The sequence below is a fragment of the Brevundimonas sp. Br13 genome (genome assembly GCF_055391505.1).
The window spans coordinates 1,753,302-1,768,895 of the sequence record NZ_AP044008.1; the positions used below are offsets into that span (position 1 = coordinate 1,753,302).

19 protein-coding genes are annotated in these 15,594 nt (G+C 67.2%); 9 read left to right on the forward strand and 10 right to left on the reverse strand.

All coding sequences use genetic code 11. From position 1 onward, the window contains the following. Positions 1-11: 11 nt before the first annotated feature. The 4 genes from aat to aroQ are packed head-to-tail and all read right to left on the reverse strand — an operon-like array spanning position 12 to position 3,042. Positions 12-698, reverse strand: a complete 687-nt coding sequence (gene aat, locus ACZ5M6_RS08580) for a leucyl/phenylalanyl-tRNA--protein transferase (RefSeq protein WP_464160115.1) — start codon at positions 696-698, stop codon at positions 12-14. Further along, a complete protein-coding gene (gene accC / locus ACZ5M6_RS08585; protein WP_054765364.1) occupies positions 695-2,047 on the reverse strand; it encodes an acetyl-CoA carboxylase biotin carboxylase subunit in 1,353 nt (450 codons plus the stop codon). The genes aat and accC overlap by 4 nt, the downstream gene beginning before the upstream one ends. A 9-nt stretch (positions 2,048-2,056) precedes the next feature. After that, positions 2,057-2,548 (reverse strand): acetyl-CoA carboxylase biotin carboxyl carrier protein, encoded by a 492-nt coding sequence (gene accB, locus ACZ5M6_RS08590; RefSeq protein ID WP_054765365.1) that lies wholly within the window; start codon positions 2,546-2,548, stop codon positions 2,057-2,059. A 47-nt stretch (positions 2,549-2,595) separates the two neighbouring features. After that, complete coding sequence (gene aroQ, locus ACZ5M6_RS08595; RefSeq protein WP_054765366.1) at positions 2,596-3,042, reverse strand: type II 3-dehydroquinate dehydratase; 447 nt, start codon at positions 3,040-3,042, stop codon at positions 2,596-2,598. Positions 3,043-3,412: 370 nt separating this feature from the next. Between aroQ and thiS the strand changes: the two genes are divergently transcribed. Beyond that, positions 3,413-3,610, forward strand: a complete 198-nt coding sequence (thiS, locus tag ACZ5M6_RS08600; RefSeq protein WP_054766899.1) for a sulfur carrier protein ThiS — start codon at positions 3,413-3,415, stop codon at positions 3,608-3,610. On the opposite strand, the gene ACZ5M6_RS08605 is transcribed toward thiS, so the two are convergent. Both ACZ5M6_RS08605 and ACZ5M6_RS08610 read right to left on the reverse strand, forming a co-directional pair. After that, positions 3,611-3,997 carry a type II toxin-antitoxin system VapC family toxin gene (locus ACZ5M6_RS08605; protein ID WP_191555455.1) on the reverse strand — a complete coding sequence of 129 codons (387 nt, stop codon included), beginning with the start codon at positions 3,995-3,997 and terminating at the stop codon, positions 3,611-3,613. After that, positions 3,994-4,239, reverse strand: coding sequence for a type II toxin-antitoxin system Phd/YefM family antitoxin (locus ACZ5M6_RS08610; protein ID WP_191555456.1), 246 nt, complete (start codon positions 4,237-4,239; stop codon positions 3,994-3,996). Before ACZ5M6_RS08610 ends, ACZ5M6_RS08605 begins: the two co-directional genes overlap by 4 nt. A 113-nt stretch (positions 4,240-4,352) precedes the next feature. Between ACZ5M6_RS08610 and ACZ5M6_RS08615 the strand changes: the two genes are divergently transcribed. Further along, positions 4,353-5,135 (forward strand): HisA/HisF-related TIM barrel protein, encoded by a 783-nt coding sequence (locus tag ACZ5M6_RS08615; protein ID WP_054765369.1) that lies wholly within the window; start codon positions 4,353-4,355, stop codon positions 5,133-5,135. Between the two features lie 8 nt (positions 5,136-5,143). After that, positions 5,144-5,605: a preQ(1) synthase gene (queF, locus tag ACZ5M6_RS08620; protein WP_054765370.1), complete on the forward strand. Its 462-nt coding sequence runs from the start codon at positions 5,144-5,146 to the stop codon at positions 5,603-5,605. A gap of 27 nt (positions 5,606-5,632) precedes the next feature. Here queF and ACZ5M6_RS08625 read toward each other — a convergent pair whose 3' ends face one another. Further along, positions 5,633-7,618: a TonB-dependent receptor plug domain-containing protein gene (locus ACZ5M6_RS08625; protein WP_191558038.1), complete on the reverse strand. Its 1,986-nt coding sequence runs from the start codon at positions 7,616-7,618 to the stop codon at positions 5,633-5,635. A 249-nt stretch (positions 7,619-7,867) separates the two neighbouring features. Between ACZ5M6_RS08625 and ACZ5M6_RS08630 the strand changes: the two genes are divergently transcribed. Together ACZ5M6_RS08630 and ACZ5M6_RS08635 are read left to right on the forward strand one after the other, a co-directional pair. Further along, entirely contained in the window at positions 7,868-8,050 is a 183-nt protein-coding gene (locus ACZ5M6_RS08630; protein ID WP_152949872.1) for a hypothetical protein, read from the forward strand. Positions 8,051-8,141: 91 nt separating this feature from the next. Continuing rightward, positions 8,142-9,014: a DUF817 domain-containing protein gene (locus tag ACZ5M6_RS08635; RefSeq protein WP_464158169.1), complete on the forward strand. Its 873-nt coding sequence runs from the start codon at positions 8,142-8,144 to the stop codon at positions 9,012-9,014. Here the strand turns inward: ACZ5M6_RS08635 and ACZ5M6_RS08640 are convergent. Together ACZ5M6_RS08640 and ACZ5M6_RS08645 are read right to left on the reverse strand one after the other, a co-directional pair. After that, complete coding sequence (locus tag ACZ5M6_RS08640) at positions 8,994-9,758, reverse strand: EAL domain-containing protein (RefSeq protein ID WP_152949874.1); 765 nt, start codon at positions 9,756-9,758, stop codon at positions 8,994-8,996. The two genes, ACZ5M6_RS08635 and ACZ5M6_RS08640, sit on opposite strands and share 21 nt — an antisense overlap. 69 nt (positions 9,759-9,827) lie before the next feature. Then, a complete protein-coding gene (locus ACZ5M6_RS08645) occupies positions 9,828-10,436 on the reverse strand; it encodes a nitroreductase family protein (protein ID WP_054765374.1) in 609 nt (202 codons plus the stop codon). Between the two features lie 45 nt (positions 10,437-10,481). On the opposite strand from ACZ5M6_RS08645, the gene ACZ5M6_RS08650 reads away from it, so the two are divergent. After that, complete coding sequence (locus ACZ5M6_RS08650; RefSeq protein ID WP_152949875.1) at positions 10,482-11,108, forward strand: NUDIX domain-containing protein; 627 nt, start codon at positions 10,482-10,484, stop codon at positions 11,106-11,108. A 20-nt stretch (positions 11,109-11,128) separates the two neighbouring features. Beyond that, positions 11,129-11,950, forward strand: coding sequence for a serine O-acetyltransferase (gene cysE, locus ACZ5M6_RS08655; protein ID WP_201462448.1), 822 nt, complete (start codon positions 11,129-11,131; stop codon positions 11,948-11,950). Positions 11,951-11,991: 41 nt separating this feature from the next. On the opposite strand, the gene ACZ5M6_RS08660 is transcribed toward cysE, so the two are convergent. After that, complete coding sequence (locus ACZ5M6_RS08660) at positions 11,992-12,420, reverse strand: hypothetical protein (RefSeq protein ID WP_152949876.1); 429 nt, start codon at positions 12,418-12,420, stop codon at positions 11,992-11,994. Between the two features lie 230 nt (positions 12,421-12,650). Here ACZ5M6_RS08660 and ACZ5M6_RS08665 point away from each other — a divergent pair, with 230 nt between their 5' ends. Then, complete coding sequence (locus tag ACZ5M6_RS08665; RefSeq protein ID WP_182713675.1) at positions 12,651-12,860, forward strand: DUF3126 family protein; 210 nt, start codon at positions 12,651-12,653, stop codon at positions 12,858-12,860. Positions 12,861-13,101: 241 nt separating this feature from the next. Next, entirely contained in the window at positions 13,102-15,591 is a 2,490-nt protein-coding gene (locus ACZ5M6_RS08670) for a glycoside hydrolase family 3 protein (protein WP_464158173.1), read from the forward strand. The last annotated feature ends 3 nt before the right edge of the window (positions 15,592-15,594 follow it).

Consider the following 15,594-nt stretch of genomic DNA (forward strand, 5'->3'; position numbering starts at 1 on the left):
ACAGCCGGAAATCAGCCGCCCGCGGTCCCCAGCGCGACGGCCTCGGCGCCGCTCATCGGGCCCCACAGGGCGGTCTCGTCAACGACAGTCCTGAGCGCCGGCTTCAGGCGACGCAGATAGGCCGCCTGGGGCGTCTCGACCGCCCCGAACTGGCTGAGGTGTTCGGTCAGGAACTGGGCGTCCAGCAGGCTCCAGCCACCCTTTCTCAACCGTGCGACCAGATGGACCAGGGCGACTTTTGAGGCGTCCCGCTCGCGGCTGAACATGCTTTCGCCGAAGAAGGCGCCGCCCAGGGAGACGCCGTACAGGCCCCCCACCAGCCTTTCGTCCTTCCAGCATTCGATCGAATGGACATGGCCTTGGGCGAACAGGGCGGCGTACAGGCGGCGGATCGGGGCGTTGATCCAGGTGTCCTGACGCTCGGGCCCTTGCGCCGCAGCACAGCCGTCCAGCACAGCTTCGAAGGCCGTATCCACCCGTACCTCGAAAGGCTCGCCCCGGACGGTTCGGCGCAGGCGGGTGGGGATATGGAAGCCATCCAGCGGGATGACGCCGCGCTGCTCGGGCTCGATGATGAAGACGCGCGGATCGTCGCGCGACTCGGCCATGGGAAACACGCCCCGCGCGTAACAGGCCAGCAGGTCCTCGGGGCCGAAGCCGCCGAACGGCCCGCTGGCGCTGTAGTCGGGGTCGGTCAGGCGTCGCCCTTCTGACGGGCGGCCCACTTCTCCAGCCAGTGGATGTCATAGTCGCCGGACAGGATGTCGGGCTCGGCCAACAGGCGCTGGAACAGGGGGATGGTGGTGTCCACGCCGCCGACCACGACCTCATTCAGCGACCGCTTCAGGCGGGCGATGGCCTCCTCGCGGTCGCGGCCGTGGACGATCAGCTTGCCGATCAGGCTGTCGTAATAGGGCGGGATCGAATAGCCGGCGTAGATGGCGCTATCCAGCCGCACGCCCAGGCCGCCCGGCGCGTGGAAGTCGGTGACCTTGCCCGGCGAGGGCGTGAAGGTCTCCGGATTTTCGGCGTTGATCCGCACCTCGATGGCGTGGCCCTGGAACTTGATGTCCTCCTGGGTGAAGGAGAGCGGCAGGCCGGCGGCGATGCGGACCTGTTCGCGCACCAGATCGACGCCTGTGATCATTTCCGTCACCGGATGCTCGACTTGCAGGCGGGTGTTCATCTCGATGAAGAAGAACTCGCCGTCCTCCCACAGAAATTCGATCGTGCCGACGCCCAGATAGCCGATGGCGGCGATGGCCTTGTTGACCGTCTCGCCGATCTTCTTTCTGCCTTCAGCAGAGAGTGCGGGCGAGGGGGCCTCTTCCAGCACCTTTTGGTGACGGCGCTGCAGCGAGCAGTCGCGTTCGCCCAGGTGGACGACATTGCCGTGGCTGTCGGCGATGACCTGAATCTCGATGTGGCGTGGCTTCTGGAGGTAGCGCTCCATATAGACGGCGCCGTTGCCGAAGGCCGCCTTGGCCTCGGATTGGGCGGTCTGAACCGCCTCGACCAGATCGTCAGGCGTCAGGGCCACCTTCATGCCGCGTCCGCCGCCGCCGGCCGCCGCCTTGACGATCAGGGGGAAGCCGATCGATTTGGACGCCTCGATGGCGGCTTCGACCGTTTCCACCTCGCCGTCCGAACCGGGGACGACGGGAATGCCCGCATCCTTGACGGTCTGCTTGGCGGTGATCTTGTCGCCCATCACCCGGATATGCTCGGGCTTGGGGCCGATGAAGGTCAGGCCGTGGGCGCCGACGATCTCGGCGAACCGCGCGTTCTCCGACAGAAAGCCGTAGCCGGGGTGGATCGCCTGGGCCCCGGTGATCTCGGCCGCCGCGATGATCGACGGGATGTTCAGATAGGATTTGGCCGCCGAGGCGGGACCGATGCAGACGCTCTCATCGGCCAGCCGCACCCACATGGCGCCGCGGTCGGCTTCGGAGTGCACGGCGACGGTGGAGATGCCCATCTCCTTGCACGCCCGATGAATGCGAAGCGCGATCTCGCCGCGATTGGCGATCAGGACTTTGGTGAACATCAGGGCGCCTTAGGCTTCCAGCAGGACGAGGGCTTCGCCGTACTCGACCGGCTGGGCGTCGCCGACCAGAATCTCAGCCACCACGCCGTCGCGCGGCGCCTGGATCGGGTTCATGGTCTTCATGGCTTCGACGATCAGCAGGGTCTGACCCTTCTTCACCTTGTCGCCCGGCTGGACGAATGGCGCGGCCTCCGGCGAGGGTTGCAGATAGGCGGTGCCGACCATCGGCGACTTCACCTCTTCGCCGGCGCGGGCGACGATGGTGGCGGGGTCGGACGGCATAGCGGCCGGCGCGGCGACGGCGGCCGCAGGCGCAGCGGCCGGAGCCGGGGCTGCGGCGTACTGCACCGGAGCGGCGTTGACGGTGACTTCGCGCGCCACGCGGATGCGCAGCTCGCCGCGCTCGACCTCGACCTCGGTCAGGTCGGTCTCGTTCAGGATCTCGGCCAGCTGGCGAACCAGGGACGCGTCGATCTCGGCGTGTTTCTTGTCATCGGCCATTGGATTGCGCCTTTGTCTTTCGTCTTGGATTGCGAACGGGTCGGCCCTCAGGCGCGTTCCCGGATCTGGGTCAGGGCCGCCTGCACGGCCAGTTCATAGCCTGCCGCGCCGAAGCCGGCGATGACGCCGGTCGCCGCGGACGACACATAGGAGTGATGGCGGAACGCCTCGCGCGCCGCCGGATTGGACAGATGAAGCTCAATGACCGGTATGGTCAGGGTCTTCAGCGCGTCGTGCAGGGCGACCGAGGTGTGGCCATAGGCCGCTGGGTTGAGGATCAGGGCCTGCGCCTTCTCACGCGCCTCCTGGATCCAGTCCACCAGCACGCCTTCATGGTTGGTCTGGCGGAACACGATCTGCGCCTCGCCCGCCGCCGTCACGCAGCGCTGTTCGATGTCCGCCAGGGTGTCGCGGCCATAGATCTCCGGCTCCCGCACCCCGAGAAGGTTCAGGTTAGGGCCGTTCAGCACATGGATGACGGACGTGTCGGACATCGGTTCTCGAAACGAGGCTCCGGAATCGGGCGACCTCTGACGGTTCAGGGCCGGCCTTGTAGCTCAGGCGCGGCGCGGGTCAAAGCGCAGCGTGGAAACGGCTTGACCTAACGTCATCCGCGCGGGCGTCAACGGATTTCCCGTCGGAGGGGCGAGAAGGCGGGGAAAAGGGGGAGAACGGATGGGTTTGGTGGGCGCTAGCCTTCCGTCTCCCCATCACCCACCGCCGTCGTCCTCGGGTCAAGCCCGAGGACGACGAATAGGGGTAGGCGACGAATAGGGGTAGGCCATGTGAATGCGGCGGCGCCTCATGCCCTCCGCGCCGAAACGCGCTATGACACGCCGACACACGGGCATCGAGGCAGACGGTTTGCGTATTCAAGTCAACGGCGATCCACGCGAGGTCTATGCGACGACGGTGACGGAGCTGGTCGAGGAACTGGCGCTGGACCCCCGCAAGGTGGCGGTCGAGCGTAATCTGGAGATCGTGCCCCGGTCGCTGCACGCCGTCACCGCCCTGGCCGAGGGGGACCGGATCGAACTGGTCCAGTTCGTCGGCGGCGGGTGATCAGACGGCCAATATGGCTTCCTGATAAAGGGTGATGTCGCGGTCGGCGGTCATGAGGACCAGGTCTTCGCAGCGGGCCTGTGCGATCAGGGCGCGGTCGAAAGGGTCGCGGTGCAGCAGCGGCAGGGCCTGGACGGCGAGGCCGTGCAGGCTGGTGAAATCGATCTCGTTGTAGCCGTTGGCCAGAAGCTGATTTCGCAGCCGCTCCGGGTCCAGCTGGAAGTCGAGCCGCTCCAGCCGGCGCTTTATCCCAATCTCCCAGATGCTGACGGCGCTGAAGAACAGGAGGTTGCGCGAATCTTCCAGAAAGCTGCGGGCCCTGGCCGACAGACGCTCGGGTCGTGTCGCCGTCCAGACCAGCAGATGGGTGTCCAGCAGGATGTTCACGGCTTGCCGTAGAACATCTCTTCGATCTCGTCCTTGAACGGCGTCTTGATGTCGTCCGGGATGACGCCTTCGCCCTCCATGAAGCCGATGCGTTGGACGACCCTTTTCGGCGCCTCGTTCAGCGGGACCAGTTTGGCGATCGGCTTGCCTGCCTTGGCGATGGTGATGGTTTCACCCTTGGCCGCCCGGTCCAGCAGGCGGGACAGGTGGGTCTTGGCCTCGTGGACGTTGACCGTTTCCATGCGTCGCCCCGGTGAACTTAGTCCACTTAGTTTAGTTCATCTGACCCGGTCTCGCAACGCGGCGTGATCTATCGGCCCTTTCGCATTTGACGCGACAGGACTAGGTCACCTCCATGACCGATACAGCCCCCGAAACCTGGTCCGTCGCCGGCCGCACCTTTACCTCACGCCTGATCGTGGGCACCGGCAAATACGCCGATTACGCCCAGAACGCCGCCGCCGCCGAGGCGGCGGGGGCCGAGATCGTGACCGTGGCCGTGCGCCGGGTGAATCTGACCGATCCGAACCAGCCGATGCTGGTCGACTATGTGAAGCCCGACCGTTTCACCTTCCTGCCCAACACCGCCGGCTGTTTCACCGGCGAGGACGCGGTGCGCACCCTGCGCCTGGCGCGCGAGGCGGGGGGGTGGAGTCTGGTCAAGCTGGAGGTCCTGTCCAACACCGCCCACCTCTATCCCGACATGGTCGAGACCCTGCGGGCCCTGGACATGCTGATCAAGGACGGGTTCGACGTCATGGTCTATTGCACCGACGACGTGGTCATGGCCAAGCGGCTGGAAGACGCCGGCGCCGCCGCCATCATGCCGGCCGCCGCCCCGATCGGCTCTGGGCTCGGCATCCAGAACGAGGTCAATGTCCGGCTGATCGTCGAACAGGCCAAGGTGCCGGTTCTGGTGGACGCCGGAGTGGGCACGGCCTCGGACGCCACCCGGGCGATGGAGCTGGGCTGCGACGCCGTCTTGATGAACACCGCCATTGCCGGGGCCAAGGATCCGATCCGCATGGCGCGCGCGATGAAGCACGCCGTGATCGCCGGTCGCGACGCCTATCTGGCGGGGCGGATGCCCAAGCGGATGTACGCCGACCCGTCGTCGCCCCTGGCCGGCCTGATCTGAGGCGCGCCATGACCCACTACACCGACAACCTCAGCCAGCTGGGCGCCCAGACCGCCGCCCCGACCAGTCCCGAGACGGCCGTGCTGGAACGGGTGCCGAACCCGCATGCGGATACGCTGTATCTGGCCCGGTTCACAGCGCCCGAGTTCACCAGCCTGTGCCCGGTGACGGGCCAGCCGGACTTCGCCCATATCGTCATCGACTATGCGCCGGGCGACTGGCTGGTCGAGTCCAAGAGCCTGAAACTGTACCTGACCAGTTTCCGCAACCACGGCGCCTTCCACGAGGACTGCACCGTCGCCATCGGCCGGCGGCTGGCGGATCTGCTGGAGCCGAAATGGCTGAGGATCGGGGGGTATTGGTATCCGCGCGGGGGGATACCGATCGACGTCTTCTGGCAGACGGGCCCGGCGCCCGAGGGGCTGTGGCTGCCGGATCAGGGCGTGCCGACGTATCGCGGGCGGGGGTGAGATCGCACCCCGCCCGCGACGTCTGGATCAACCGCCGAAGCGGATACGGACCCCGACGTTGGCGACAAAGCCTTCCAACGGGGCCCAGGCGTCGGTGGTCCAGCGACCGTCCGCCGTCCGGGCCGGTCTGAGCAACGGATCGCTCTGGGTCTGGCGTTCGTCCAGCAGGTTTTCCAGGTTCAGGAAAAGCCGGTAGCGACCCAGAACCACCTCGCCCAACAGCCCCAGCTCCCAGTAGGGGGCGCTGCGATCGCGGTAGGGATCGTCGTCCAACGGCTGGGCGCCTGTGTAATAGGCCTCGAAGCCCAGGCGGCCGCGATCGTGTTCCTCCCACATGGCCACGAAGCCGGCCGAATGACGCGGCGTCATCGGCGTGTCGCGCCGCGCAGATCCTGCTTCCTCCGGCTCGTCGGCGTCCAGATACATGTAGTTGGCGGTGAGCACGAAAGGCGCCCGGCGCCAGCGGCCCAGCAGCTCGACCCCACGGGTGCGGGTGACGCCGTCCACGTTGATCAGCCGCGCTCGGTCGGCGGAGACAGGCTGAAGCCGCACTGCGTCGTCTATGTCCGACCCGAACAGCGTCAGGCTGGTCTCCCAAGATCCTCTGGCCCAGCCCAGGTCCAGCGAGGCGGTCGAGGCCGTTTCCACCTCCAGATTGGCGATGGGCTCCAGCCGCGACAGGCCCGCAGCCTCGGTCTCCTCCACGAAGGGCGTAGGGGCGAAAAAGCCGCGTCCCCACGAACCCCGCACGGTCCACGGACCCGGTCGCCAAAGCAGGGACAATCGCGGGCTGAACTGACCGCCGTAGCGGCTGTGGTCGTCATAGCGGGCGCTGGCCGAAACCGTCAGATCCTCGGTCCAGTCGCGTTCGACCTGGGCGAAAACGGCCGGGGCCGTGTAGCGATAGTCGAAGGCCGGGAAGGCGTCCGAGGCGTAGTCATCCGCCTGCCATACCAGGCCGCCCATCCAGTCGGCGCCCATAGCCTCGGCCGAGACGGAGGACTCCACCAGGAAGGTCTGGTGGCGGTCTTCTTCGATCAGATCGCCGTACCGGTGGCGGTGGCTCTGTTCGACGGCGGACGCGCGGGCCTGGAGCCAGGCGCTGTCGCCCAGAGGCCGTTCATAGACGGCGCCGGCGTCCAGGCGGTCAGTCTCCTGATCCAGTCGGAAGGGCTGACCGTCGGGGGCCAGGGCGCCGTCGCGCGTGCCGCCCCGCCGCCGCTCGGTCATGCCGCCTGCCGTCAGGAACAGGGTCGCGCCGTCGTCGCCGTTCCAAAACAGCCGCGGCCGGGCCGACCAGCGCGTGTAGCCGGCCATGTCGATCCAGCCGTCGTCGTCCAGGTCCTGGATCGCCTGATGATTGTAGGTCGCCAGGACGGAGCCGCTCCAGTCTGAAGACAGGGGAGCAGCGGCGTAGGCCGAGACGTCCTGACCGTCGCGCGAAGTGGCGTTCAGGATCAACTCGCCTTCGCGGGTTTCGCCCGGTCGGCGGGAGATCAGATTGACCACGCCGCCCAAAGCCTGTCCGCCGTATAGAGCCGAGGCGGCGCCCTTGATCACCTCGACCTGCCCCAGATCGCTGGGCGGGATCTGCAGCAGGCCCAGGGACGAGGATTGGCCGCCGTAAAGGGGCAGGCCATCGGCCAGCAACTGAGTGTAGCGACCCCTCATGCCTTGAACGCGGACGTTGGCGGATCCCAGTCCGGGGGAGGTGACCTGGACGCGCACCCCGCCGGTTTCGGCCAGGATCATCGAGATGTTGCCTGGACGCATGATGAGCTTTTCGGCGATCTCCTCTTCGTTCAGCACCTCGATCCGGACGGGCTCGTCCTGAACGCGGCGGCGGGAGCGGGTCGAGACGACGAAGATCTCCTCCAGCTCCGCGACTTCTTCGGCGGGCGGTGTTTGGGGCGGGTATGGCGAGGTCTGGCTCTGGTCTTGGGCGAGGGCGGCGGCGGCGGGCAGCAGAGTCGCGAAGGCGACTCCGGCCAGGAGATGATAGGCGATGGTCATGATCTGATCCTCGGCCGGCGCACGGGCCGGCCCTGACGACGATAGGCGCGCTCCACCCAGCAGCGGAACGACGCGGACGAGGCGAAGTGGGCCTGTGCGGCCCTGGCGGGATCAGACGCGCGGGGGGCGGTCGGGGCCGGCGGTATCGACCGGCGTAGGTTCCGGCGACTGACGCCAGGCGTGACGCGCGGCTGTGTGAGCCAGCGTCTGGATCAGGATCGGGTCTGATCTATATGCGGGGTGAGGCGCGTGGCAGCAGCCGTTGGCGCAGGCAGGCCCGCAATCGATGCAGCCCTGGTCCTGATCCGAAACGGCTTCGCCGACGACAGCGACTGCCGCGCAGTTCGCTTCGGCGCAGGCGTGGGCCGACGCCGCCGGCGCAAAGGCGACAAGCGCCAGCACCAGCTGCAAAACCAGCTTCAGACCGGCTGACAGGGAGGGCCCAGGGCGTCGCATCGCGGGCCGAGGCTTAAGTTGATCGACAGCGGATGGCAAGTCCGCCGGCTTGGGCTAAGCCTTGGGCATGTCGCGAAGTTCCTCCTTGCCTCTGGAAGCCTGGGGGCGCCGTCTCCTCACGCGCGCCCAGACCTGGGCCGACCGGTCTCGTCCGCGTCGCTACGCCTACGAGTTCCTTTGGTTCGGGCTGAAACAGGGGTGGGCGTGTCTGTTCGGGGGGCTGATGCTGGGGCTGATCGTCGGCACCTTCCTGTGGTGGCCGGATCAGTCGCCGATCTCGCGGTATGATTTTCTGGCGGTCGGGGCGGTGATGATCCAGGCGGCTATGCTGGCCTTCCGGCTGGAGAGCTGGGAGGAGGCGCGGGTGATCTTCCTGTTCCATGTGGCGGGGACGATCATGGAGCTGTTCAAGACGGCGCACGGGTCGTGGGTCTATCCGGAGGACAGTCTGCTGCGCATCGGCGCCGTGCCCCTGTTCTCGGGCTTCATGTATGCGGCGGTGGGCAGCTATATCGCGCGGGTGCAGCGGATATTCCATATCCGGGTGCGCGGCTATCCGCCGCTGTGGACGACCTGGGTGTTGGCGGCAGCCGTCTATGTGAATTTCTTCGCCCATCACTGGCTGCCGGACGTGCGGATCGTTCTGTTTCTGGCGACGGCCCTGCTGTTTGGGCGGGGCTGGTTCTATTTCACGGCGGACCGGCGTCGGCGGTCGATGCCGCTGCTGCTGGGCTATGGGCTGGTGGCCCTGTTCATCTGGTTCGCCGAGAACCTGGGCACCTTCGCGCGGGCCTGGACCTATCCGGGGCAGGACGGGGGCTGGGAGCCGGTGTCCCTGCACAAGCTCGGGGCCTGGTTCCTGCTGATGATCATCTCGGTGGTGCTGGTGTCTCTGGTGCACCGGCCGGAGAAAGAACCGTCAGGCGGTGCGGGCCAGTGACGCGGCGCGGGGCCAGGCGACCAGCCCCAGGGCCTCAAGCGCCGGTCTTGCCAACAGATAGCCCTGCATCAGATCGACGCCCAAGTCGCGCAGGACGTCCTGTTCGGCCGGGGTCTCTATACCTTCGCAGACCGGTTCAACGCCCAGATCGCGCAGCATGTTCAGGGTGTTGCGCACGATGGTGCGCTTAACCGGATCGGTGTCGATGTCGCGGATCAGGGCCATGTCCAGCTTGACGATGTCCGGCTGGAACAGGGTCAGCAGACCCAGGCCCGCGTAACCGGCGCCGAAGTCGTCGATGGCCGTCTTGAACCCCATGGCGCGATAGGAGCGCAGGATGTTCAGGATGTGGTCGGCGTCCATCGCCTCGCTCTCGGTGAACTCAAAGATGATCTTGTTCACGGGGAAGCCTGTTCGCATCGCCGCCGCCAGGGTGGCGCGGATGCAGGCGCGCGGCTCATAGACCGCATTGGGCAGAAAATTGATCGACAGGTTGGCGCCCGTCGCCGCCATGTCGAGCCCGGCCGCCAGTTCGATCGCGGTGGTGCGACAGACCTGATCGAAGGCGTAGCGGTTGTGGTCAGCTATCTGAGCCAGCACCTGACCGGCGCCGGCGCCGTCCTTGCCCCGCACAAGCGCCTCGTAGGCGAAGACTGTCTGTGTTGAGACGTTGACGATGGGCTGGAAAGCCATGGTGATGGGCAGGTCGAACCCCGCCCCATCTTTGCAACCCACACAGGACATCGGACCACTCGCTACAGCTAAGGGTCTGACGCTTAGAGGGAAAAGATTAACGACAAGGCCTGTCCAGATCTAGGGCAGGCGGGTGACCTTGGCCGCCATGTCGGGGCGGGGGCGTTCCAGGGCCGGTTCGTTCAGGGTTCCGATATGGATGAAGCCGGCGACCGCCTCGCCGTCGGTCAGGCCGAACAGGGCTGTGGCCTGGGCGTCATAGCTGTACCAGTCCGTGATCCAGCTGGAAGCATAGCCGAAGGCGCCGGCCGCATGCTCCAGATTCATACAGACCGCGCCGGCCGACATCTGCTGCTCCCAGAGCGGCTTGGCGTCGGGCACGGGTGCCGAGATGACCAGGACGGTGACGGGGGCGGCGGTCAGCTTGGCCAGGACCGCCTGCTCCTTGGCGGGACGGCCCTGGGTCTGCGCAAGGCCGGACAGTTTTTCGGCGATTTCCCCGCGGCTCTGCGGCCCCAGGACCACGAACCGCCAGGGAAACAGCTTGCCGTGATCGGGCGTGCGGGCGCCCAGGGTCAGGATCTGATCCAGTTCGGCCTCGGTCGGGCCGGGGCTGGTCAGGGCCTGGGCCGGGGCGGAGCGGCGTGAGGCCAGCCGATCGCGCAACTCCTGCGACGGGACCGGGGCGGGCAGGGGGGCGTTCAACGGAAAGAGAGGCGAAGGGGTCATGCGGTCTAGCTAGGCTTTCCCCCCGCCGTCCGCCATAGCTGAGGTATGAGCGATTTCGACGAACCGAAATGGGCCGCCGGCCTGGCCAAGCCGCCGGCCTGGCGCAGCAAGACCGAGGAGACGGTGTTCGAAAATCCGTGGATGCGGTTGACGCGGCACCGGGTGATCGCCCCGACGGGCCAGCTGGCGGACTATGCGGTGATGCGGCCCAAGAATGTCGCGACCGGGGTGCTGCCGGTGCATGACGACGGCACGGTGGTTCTGGTCGGGCAGCAGAGGTTCGCCTTCGCCAACTATTCCTGGGAGATGCCCGAGGGCGGGGCGTCCCTCGACGAGGATCCGTTCGACGGCGTCCGGCGGGAGCTGGCCGAGGAGGCGGGGCTGGAGGCCGCCCACTGGACGCCGGCCCTGACGATGGAGCTGTCGAACTCTGTCACGACCGAGATGGCGCATACCTGGATCGCCTGGGGCCTGAGGCCTGTGCCGGTGGCGCCGGACCCGACCGAGGTGATCGCCGTCGTGCGCGTGCCGTTCCTGGATCTGCTCGACGAAGTCGGGCGCGGGACGGTGCGGGACAGCCTGACGGTGGCGACGGCGTATAAGGCCTATCATATGGGCTTGAATGGAGCCCTGCCTCCGGCGCTGGCTAAGGCCATGCTGGGGCGGGTATGATGTCGCCGAAGGAGTCCGGCATGCCCAAGCTTGAAGTCGTCGCGGAAACTGACAGCGTGTGGCGCCAGCTGCGCGCCTCCGCCGAGGCCGCCTCGCGCGAGGAGCCCCAGCTGGGTTCGCAGATGAACGCCGTCATCCTGTCGCACGATGATCTGGCCGGCGCCCTCAGCTTCCAGATCGCGCGTAAACTGGCCGATCCGGAAATGAGCGCCATGTCGGTGCGCGAGGTCTGCTTGTCGGCCTTCGCCGCTGATCCGGCCATGGTCGCGGCGGCCGAGGCCGATCTGCGCGCCGTGGCCGAACGCGATCCGGCCATCCGCAATCTGTTGCAGCCCTTCCTCTATTTCAAAGGTTTTCAGGCCTTGCAGGGCTGGCGCGTGGCCCATTGGCTGTGGGGCCAGGGCCGTGAGACCCTAGCCTTCCACTTCCAGAGCCGGATTTCCGAACTGTTCCAGCTGGACATCCATCCGGCCGCGCGGCTGGGTCAGGGACTGTTCCTGGACCACGGCACCGGCATCGTCATCGGCGAGACGGCGGTGGTCGGCGACGACGTCTCCATGCTGCACAGCGTGACCCTGGGCGGCACCGGCGCCGAGCGCGGCGATCGCCACCCCAAGATCGGCAAGGGGGTGCTGCTGGGCGCCGGGGCCAAGGTGCTGGGCAATATCCATATCGGCGACTACGCCAAGGTGGCCTCCGGCTCGGTGGTGCTGAAGGACGTGCCGTCCGGCTGCACCGTGGCGGGCGTGCCCGCCCGCCTGGTCAACTGCCCCACCGGCGCCGAGCCGGCCCGGACCATGGACCATACGCTGGCTGAGGTGGTGTACGACTTCGTGATCTGAGGAGGAGCCGAGCGGACCTTCCGCGCTCCTGATCCCTGCCGTCAGCGGCGAACCATTCGGACATCGCCGATGCGGCCGCCGACCGGCAAGAGGCGCACCCGCATCGCTGCCGAGCCTCTGAAGCCGTCACGCGCTCGGTCCGTCAGCGTATAGATCAGCCTTACGCCGCCGCCGGAATAAACGACGATCAGGTCCCCGTTTCGAATCCGACACTCTGCGGATTCGCCGTCCAGCACGCAGGCGAGACGGCCTCTGGGCTGGGCTGTGATCCTGAGTGGAAAGTTCAGCCGTTCGTTTCCATCCTTGCCCTTGAATGTGATCCTGTTTTCGCTGTCGGGAGCGGGCGTGACCAACAGCGACCATTCGCCGACCACGTCTGCGGCGCCTATGGGGCCGGACGCCTGAGCAATAGCCGCGTCGCCCAGGGCGAGGCTTGCGAGGACGGACGTTAGAACCAGCCGTCGGTTCATACTGGTATTCCTGGAATTCAGCCTCTGATCAATATTGGCGGAAACTCGGGATGGTCACGTGAATCTTTGGACATCTCGTCGAAAGGGCCGGCGCTCGCGCACGTGCGGAGCGAAAGGCGAGGGCCGGATGTGATGGACCTGCGGCGGATTGGGGAAAATGCGCGTCGCCGGTTCCCCTGAAGCCCCGATGTCTCTAGGGTCCGCGGCCAACCCAAGACCATGAGGCCCCCGTGAAAGACACTGACCTGAAGCGCATCGAGGCCCACCTCAAGCGCACCTTCAACACCGGCGGCATCATCGTGAAGGCCCGTCCCAAGCAGAATGACTCGGCCGAAGTCTATGTCGGAGACGAGTTCATCGGCGTCGTCTTTGAGGACGAGGACGAGGAAGGCTCCTTCATGTTCGAAATGGCCATCCTGGCCGAAGACCTGCCGGCCTAAGTCGCGCGCGCCGACCGCCCTGCGACATCGCGCGCAGGGCGGTTGTGAGAACGTTCTCAAAAATGGCTTGACGGGCTGCGCCGGCCCGGCCCTAATCGCGGCGAAGGGCGGCGGATCGATCGCTCGGGAGCAGACGCGCTGAGGGGCAAGGGTCGGGACGTCGCCGTTCCGTCGCGCCCATCCGCCTGTTTTCCGATCCGTCAGACGCACGTCCTCCTGGTTCATCCCGAGAGGAAATCCGATGCGCGCGACTGTGTCCCTGATGGTGCTGGCCCTGGCCGTGAGCGGGGGCGCGCCGGCCCTGGCCCAGACGGCGACGGTTCCCGAAGCGTCGCGAGCCCATCCCGAGCGCTGGCCCCATGCCGCGACCCCGGCGGCCATCAGCGACGCCCGCACCGAGGCATTCGTCTCCGAACTGATGGCCAGGATGACGCTGGAGGAGAAGGTGGGCCAGCTGATCCAGGCCGACATCTCCTCAATCACCCCCGACGATCTGAAGACCTATCCGCTGGGCTCGATCCTGGCTGGCGGCAGCTCCGGTCCCTGGGGCGACGACAAGGCGCCTCCGCAGAAATGGCTGGACCTGGCCCGCGCCTTCCGCGCCGCCAACGAGAGCCGGGGCGGGACGGTGATCCCGCTGATCTACGGCATCGACGCCGTGCACGGGCACAACAACGTCCCCGGCGCGACCATCTTTCCCCACAACATCGGCCTGGGCGCCGCGCGCGATCCGGACCTGATCCGGCGCATCGGCGAGGCGACGGCCCTGGAGGTGGCGGTGACGGGGGCGGAGTGGACCTTCGGCCCAACCCTGGCCGTGCCGCGCGACGATCGTTGGGGCCGGTCCTATGAGGGCTATGCCGAGGATCCGGAGGTTCAGCGGTCCTACGCCGGGCCGATGACCCTGGGCCTTCAGGGCGAGCTGCAGCCGGGGCGGCCGCTGGCGCCCGGCCATATCGCCGGATCGGCCAAACATTTCCTGGCCGACGGGGGCACCTTCGAGGGCGAGGATCAGGGCGATTTCCGGGGCACGGAGCAGGAGCTGATCGACGTCCACCTGGGCGGATACGTCCAGGCCATCGACGCGGGCGTGCTGTCGATCATGGCCAGTTTCTCGGGCTGGAACGGTTACAAGCACTCAGGCAATCCGACCCTGCTGACCGATGTCCTGCGCGGGCCGCTGGGGTTCAAGGGATTCGTCGTCTCCGACTGGAACGCGCACGGCCAACTGCCGGGCTGCACCAATGAGAGCTGCGCCCTGGCGGTCAACGCAGGCATCGACATGCTGATGGCGCCCGACAGCTGGAAGCCGCTGTACGCCTCGACCCTGGCCCAGGCCCGGTCGGGCGAGATCCCTATGGCGCGGGTGGACGAGGCGGTGCGTCGCATTCTGGTGGCCAAGGTCAAGACCGGCCTGTTCGAACCGACGCGGCCGATGGAAGGCCGGTTCGAGGAGCTGGCTTCGCCCGCGCACCGCGCCCTGGCGCGCGAAGCGGTGCGCAAGTCGCTGGTGCTGTTGAAGAATGACGGCGTCCTGCCGGTTGGGGCCAATGCGCGGGTGCTTGTGGCGGGGACGGCGGCTGACGACATCGGCCAGGCCTCGGGCGGCTGGACCTTGAGCTGGCAGGGGACGGGCAATACGAATGCCGACTTCCCCCAGGGCCAGTCGATCTGGAGCGGGATCGAAGAGGCGGTGAAGGCCGGCGGCGGGACCGCAACCTTGAGCGCGGACGGGTCCTTCACCCAGAAACCGGATGTGGCGATCGTCGTCTTCGGCGAGACCCCCTATGCCGAGTTCCAGGGCGACGTGGACAATCTGGACTATGTCCCGACCGCGCCGCTGGAGACGCTGAAGCGGCTGAAGGCGGCGGGGATTCCGACCGTGTCGGTCTTCCTGTCCGGGCGGCCGATGTGGACCAATCCGGAGATCAACGCCTCGGACGCCTTCGTCGCGGCCTGGCTGCCGGGGACCGAAGGCGGCGGGATCGCCGACGTCCTGGTGGGCCGAGCCGACGGCAAACCGCGCCACGACTTCCACGGCAAACTGTCCTTCAGCTGGCCCAAGGATGCGACGGGAACGCCGCTGAACCACGGCCAGCCCGGCTATGATCCGCAGTTCGCCTATGGCTACGGCCTGACCTACGCCGCGCCGGCGCGAGTCGGAATGCTGTCGGAGGAGAGCGGGGTCTCGGCCCAGGCGACCAATCTGGATCGCTATTTCGTCGACGGCCGGTTCGTCTCGCCCTGGAGCTTGTTGCTGAACGACGCAGGAGGTCAGACCCGACCCGGCACGGCGAAGACGGCGACCAGCCCGCGCGCCGGCGTCGCCTCACGCCCGGTAGACGACCTGGCCCAGGAAAGCGGCCAGCAGTTCGCCTTTGCGGGAACCGGGCCGGCCAGCGTTGAGATCTGGGGCACGGCCGTCGATCTGACGCGCCAAGCCAACGGCGCCGTCGCCCTGGGCTTCCGCTATCGTGTTGACGTCGCGCCGTCCGCTCCGGTGGCGTTCAAACTGGGCGGCGGAGCGGTGGACCTGACCGGCCTGTTGCGCTCTGCCCCCGTCGGGCAGTGGCGCGAAGCCCGCATTCCCCTGACCTGTTTCCGCACTGACGGCGGGGACCTGTCGCGCGTCGAGGTTCCGTTCCACATGGCGACCAGCGGTGCGATGACCGTCTCGGTGTCCGAGATCAAGCTGGACGCCAGCCAGACCGAAACGCGCTGCCCGGCCTAAAGG

Excerpts from the sequence above, each read along its gene's own strand:
- accC (WP_054765364.1), bottom strand. The coding sequence starts at position 2,047 with ATGTTCACCAAAGTCCTGATCGCCAATCGCGGCGAGATCGCGCTTCGC.
- accB (WP_054765365.1), bottom strand. The coding sequence starts at position 2,548 with ATGGCCGATGACAAGAAACACGCCGAGATCGACGCGTCCCTGGTTCGC.
- aroQ (WP_054765366.1), bottom strand. The coding sequence starts at position 3,042 with ATGTCCGACACGTCCGTCATCCATGTGCTGAACGGCCCTAACCTGAAC.
- ACZ5M6_RS08610 (WP_191555456.1), bottom strand. The coding sequence starts at position 4,239 with ATGGAAACGGTCAACGTCCACGAGGCCAAGACCCACCTGTCCCGCCTG.
- ACZ5M6_RS08615 (WP_054765369.1), top strand. The coding sequence starts at position 4,353 with ATGACCGATACAGCCCCCGAAACCTGGTCCGTCGCCGGCCGCACCTTT.
- queF (WP_054765370.1), top strand. The coding sequence starts at position 5,144 with ATGACCCACTACACCGACAACCTCAGCCAGCTGGGCGCCCAGACCGCC.
- ACZ5M6_RS08625 (WP_191558038.1), bottom strand. The coding sequence starts at position 7,618 with ATGACCATCGCCTATCATCTCCTGGCCGGAGTCGCCTTCGCGACTCTG.
- ACZ5M6_RS08635 (WP_464158169.1), top strand. The coding sequence starts at position 8,142 with ATGTCGCGAAGTTCCTCCTTGCCTCTGGAAGCCTGGGGGCGCCGTCTC.
- ACZ5M6_RS08640 (WP_152949874.1), bottom strand. The coding sequence starts at position 9,758 with ATGTCCTGTGTGGGTTGCAAAGATGGGGCGGGGTTCGACCTGCCCATC.
- ACZ5M6_RS08645 (WP_054765374.1), bottom strand. The coding sequence starts at position 10,436 with ATGACCCCTTCGCCTCTCTTTCCGTTGAACGCCCCCCTGCCCGCCCCG.
- ACZ5M6_RS08650 (WP_152949875.1), top strand. The coding sequence starts at position 10,482 with ATGAGCGATTTCGACGAACCGAAATGGGCCGCCGGCCTGGCCAAGCCG.
- cysE (WP_201462448.1), top strand. The coding sequence starts at position 11,129 with ATGCCCAAGCTTGAAGTCGTCGCGGAAACTGACAGCGTGTGGCGCCAG.
- ACZ5M6_RS08660 (WP_152949876.1), bottom strand. The coding sequence starts at position 12,420 with ATGAACCGACGGCTGGTTCTAACGTCCGTCCTCGCAAGCCTCGCCCTG.
- ACZ5M6_RS08670 (WP_464158173.1), top strand. The coding sequence starts at position 13,102 with ATGCGCGCGACTGTGTCCCTGATGGTGCTGGCCCTGGCCGTGAGCGGG.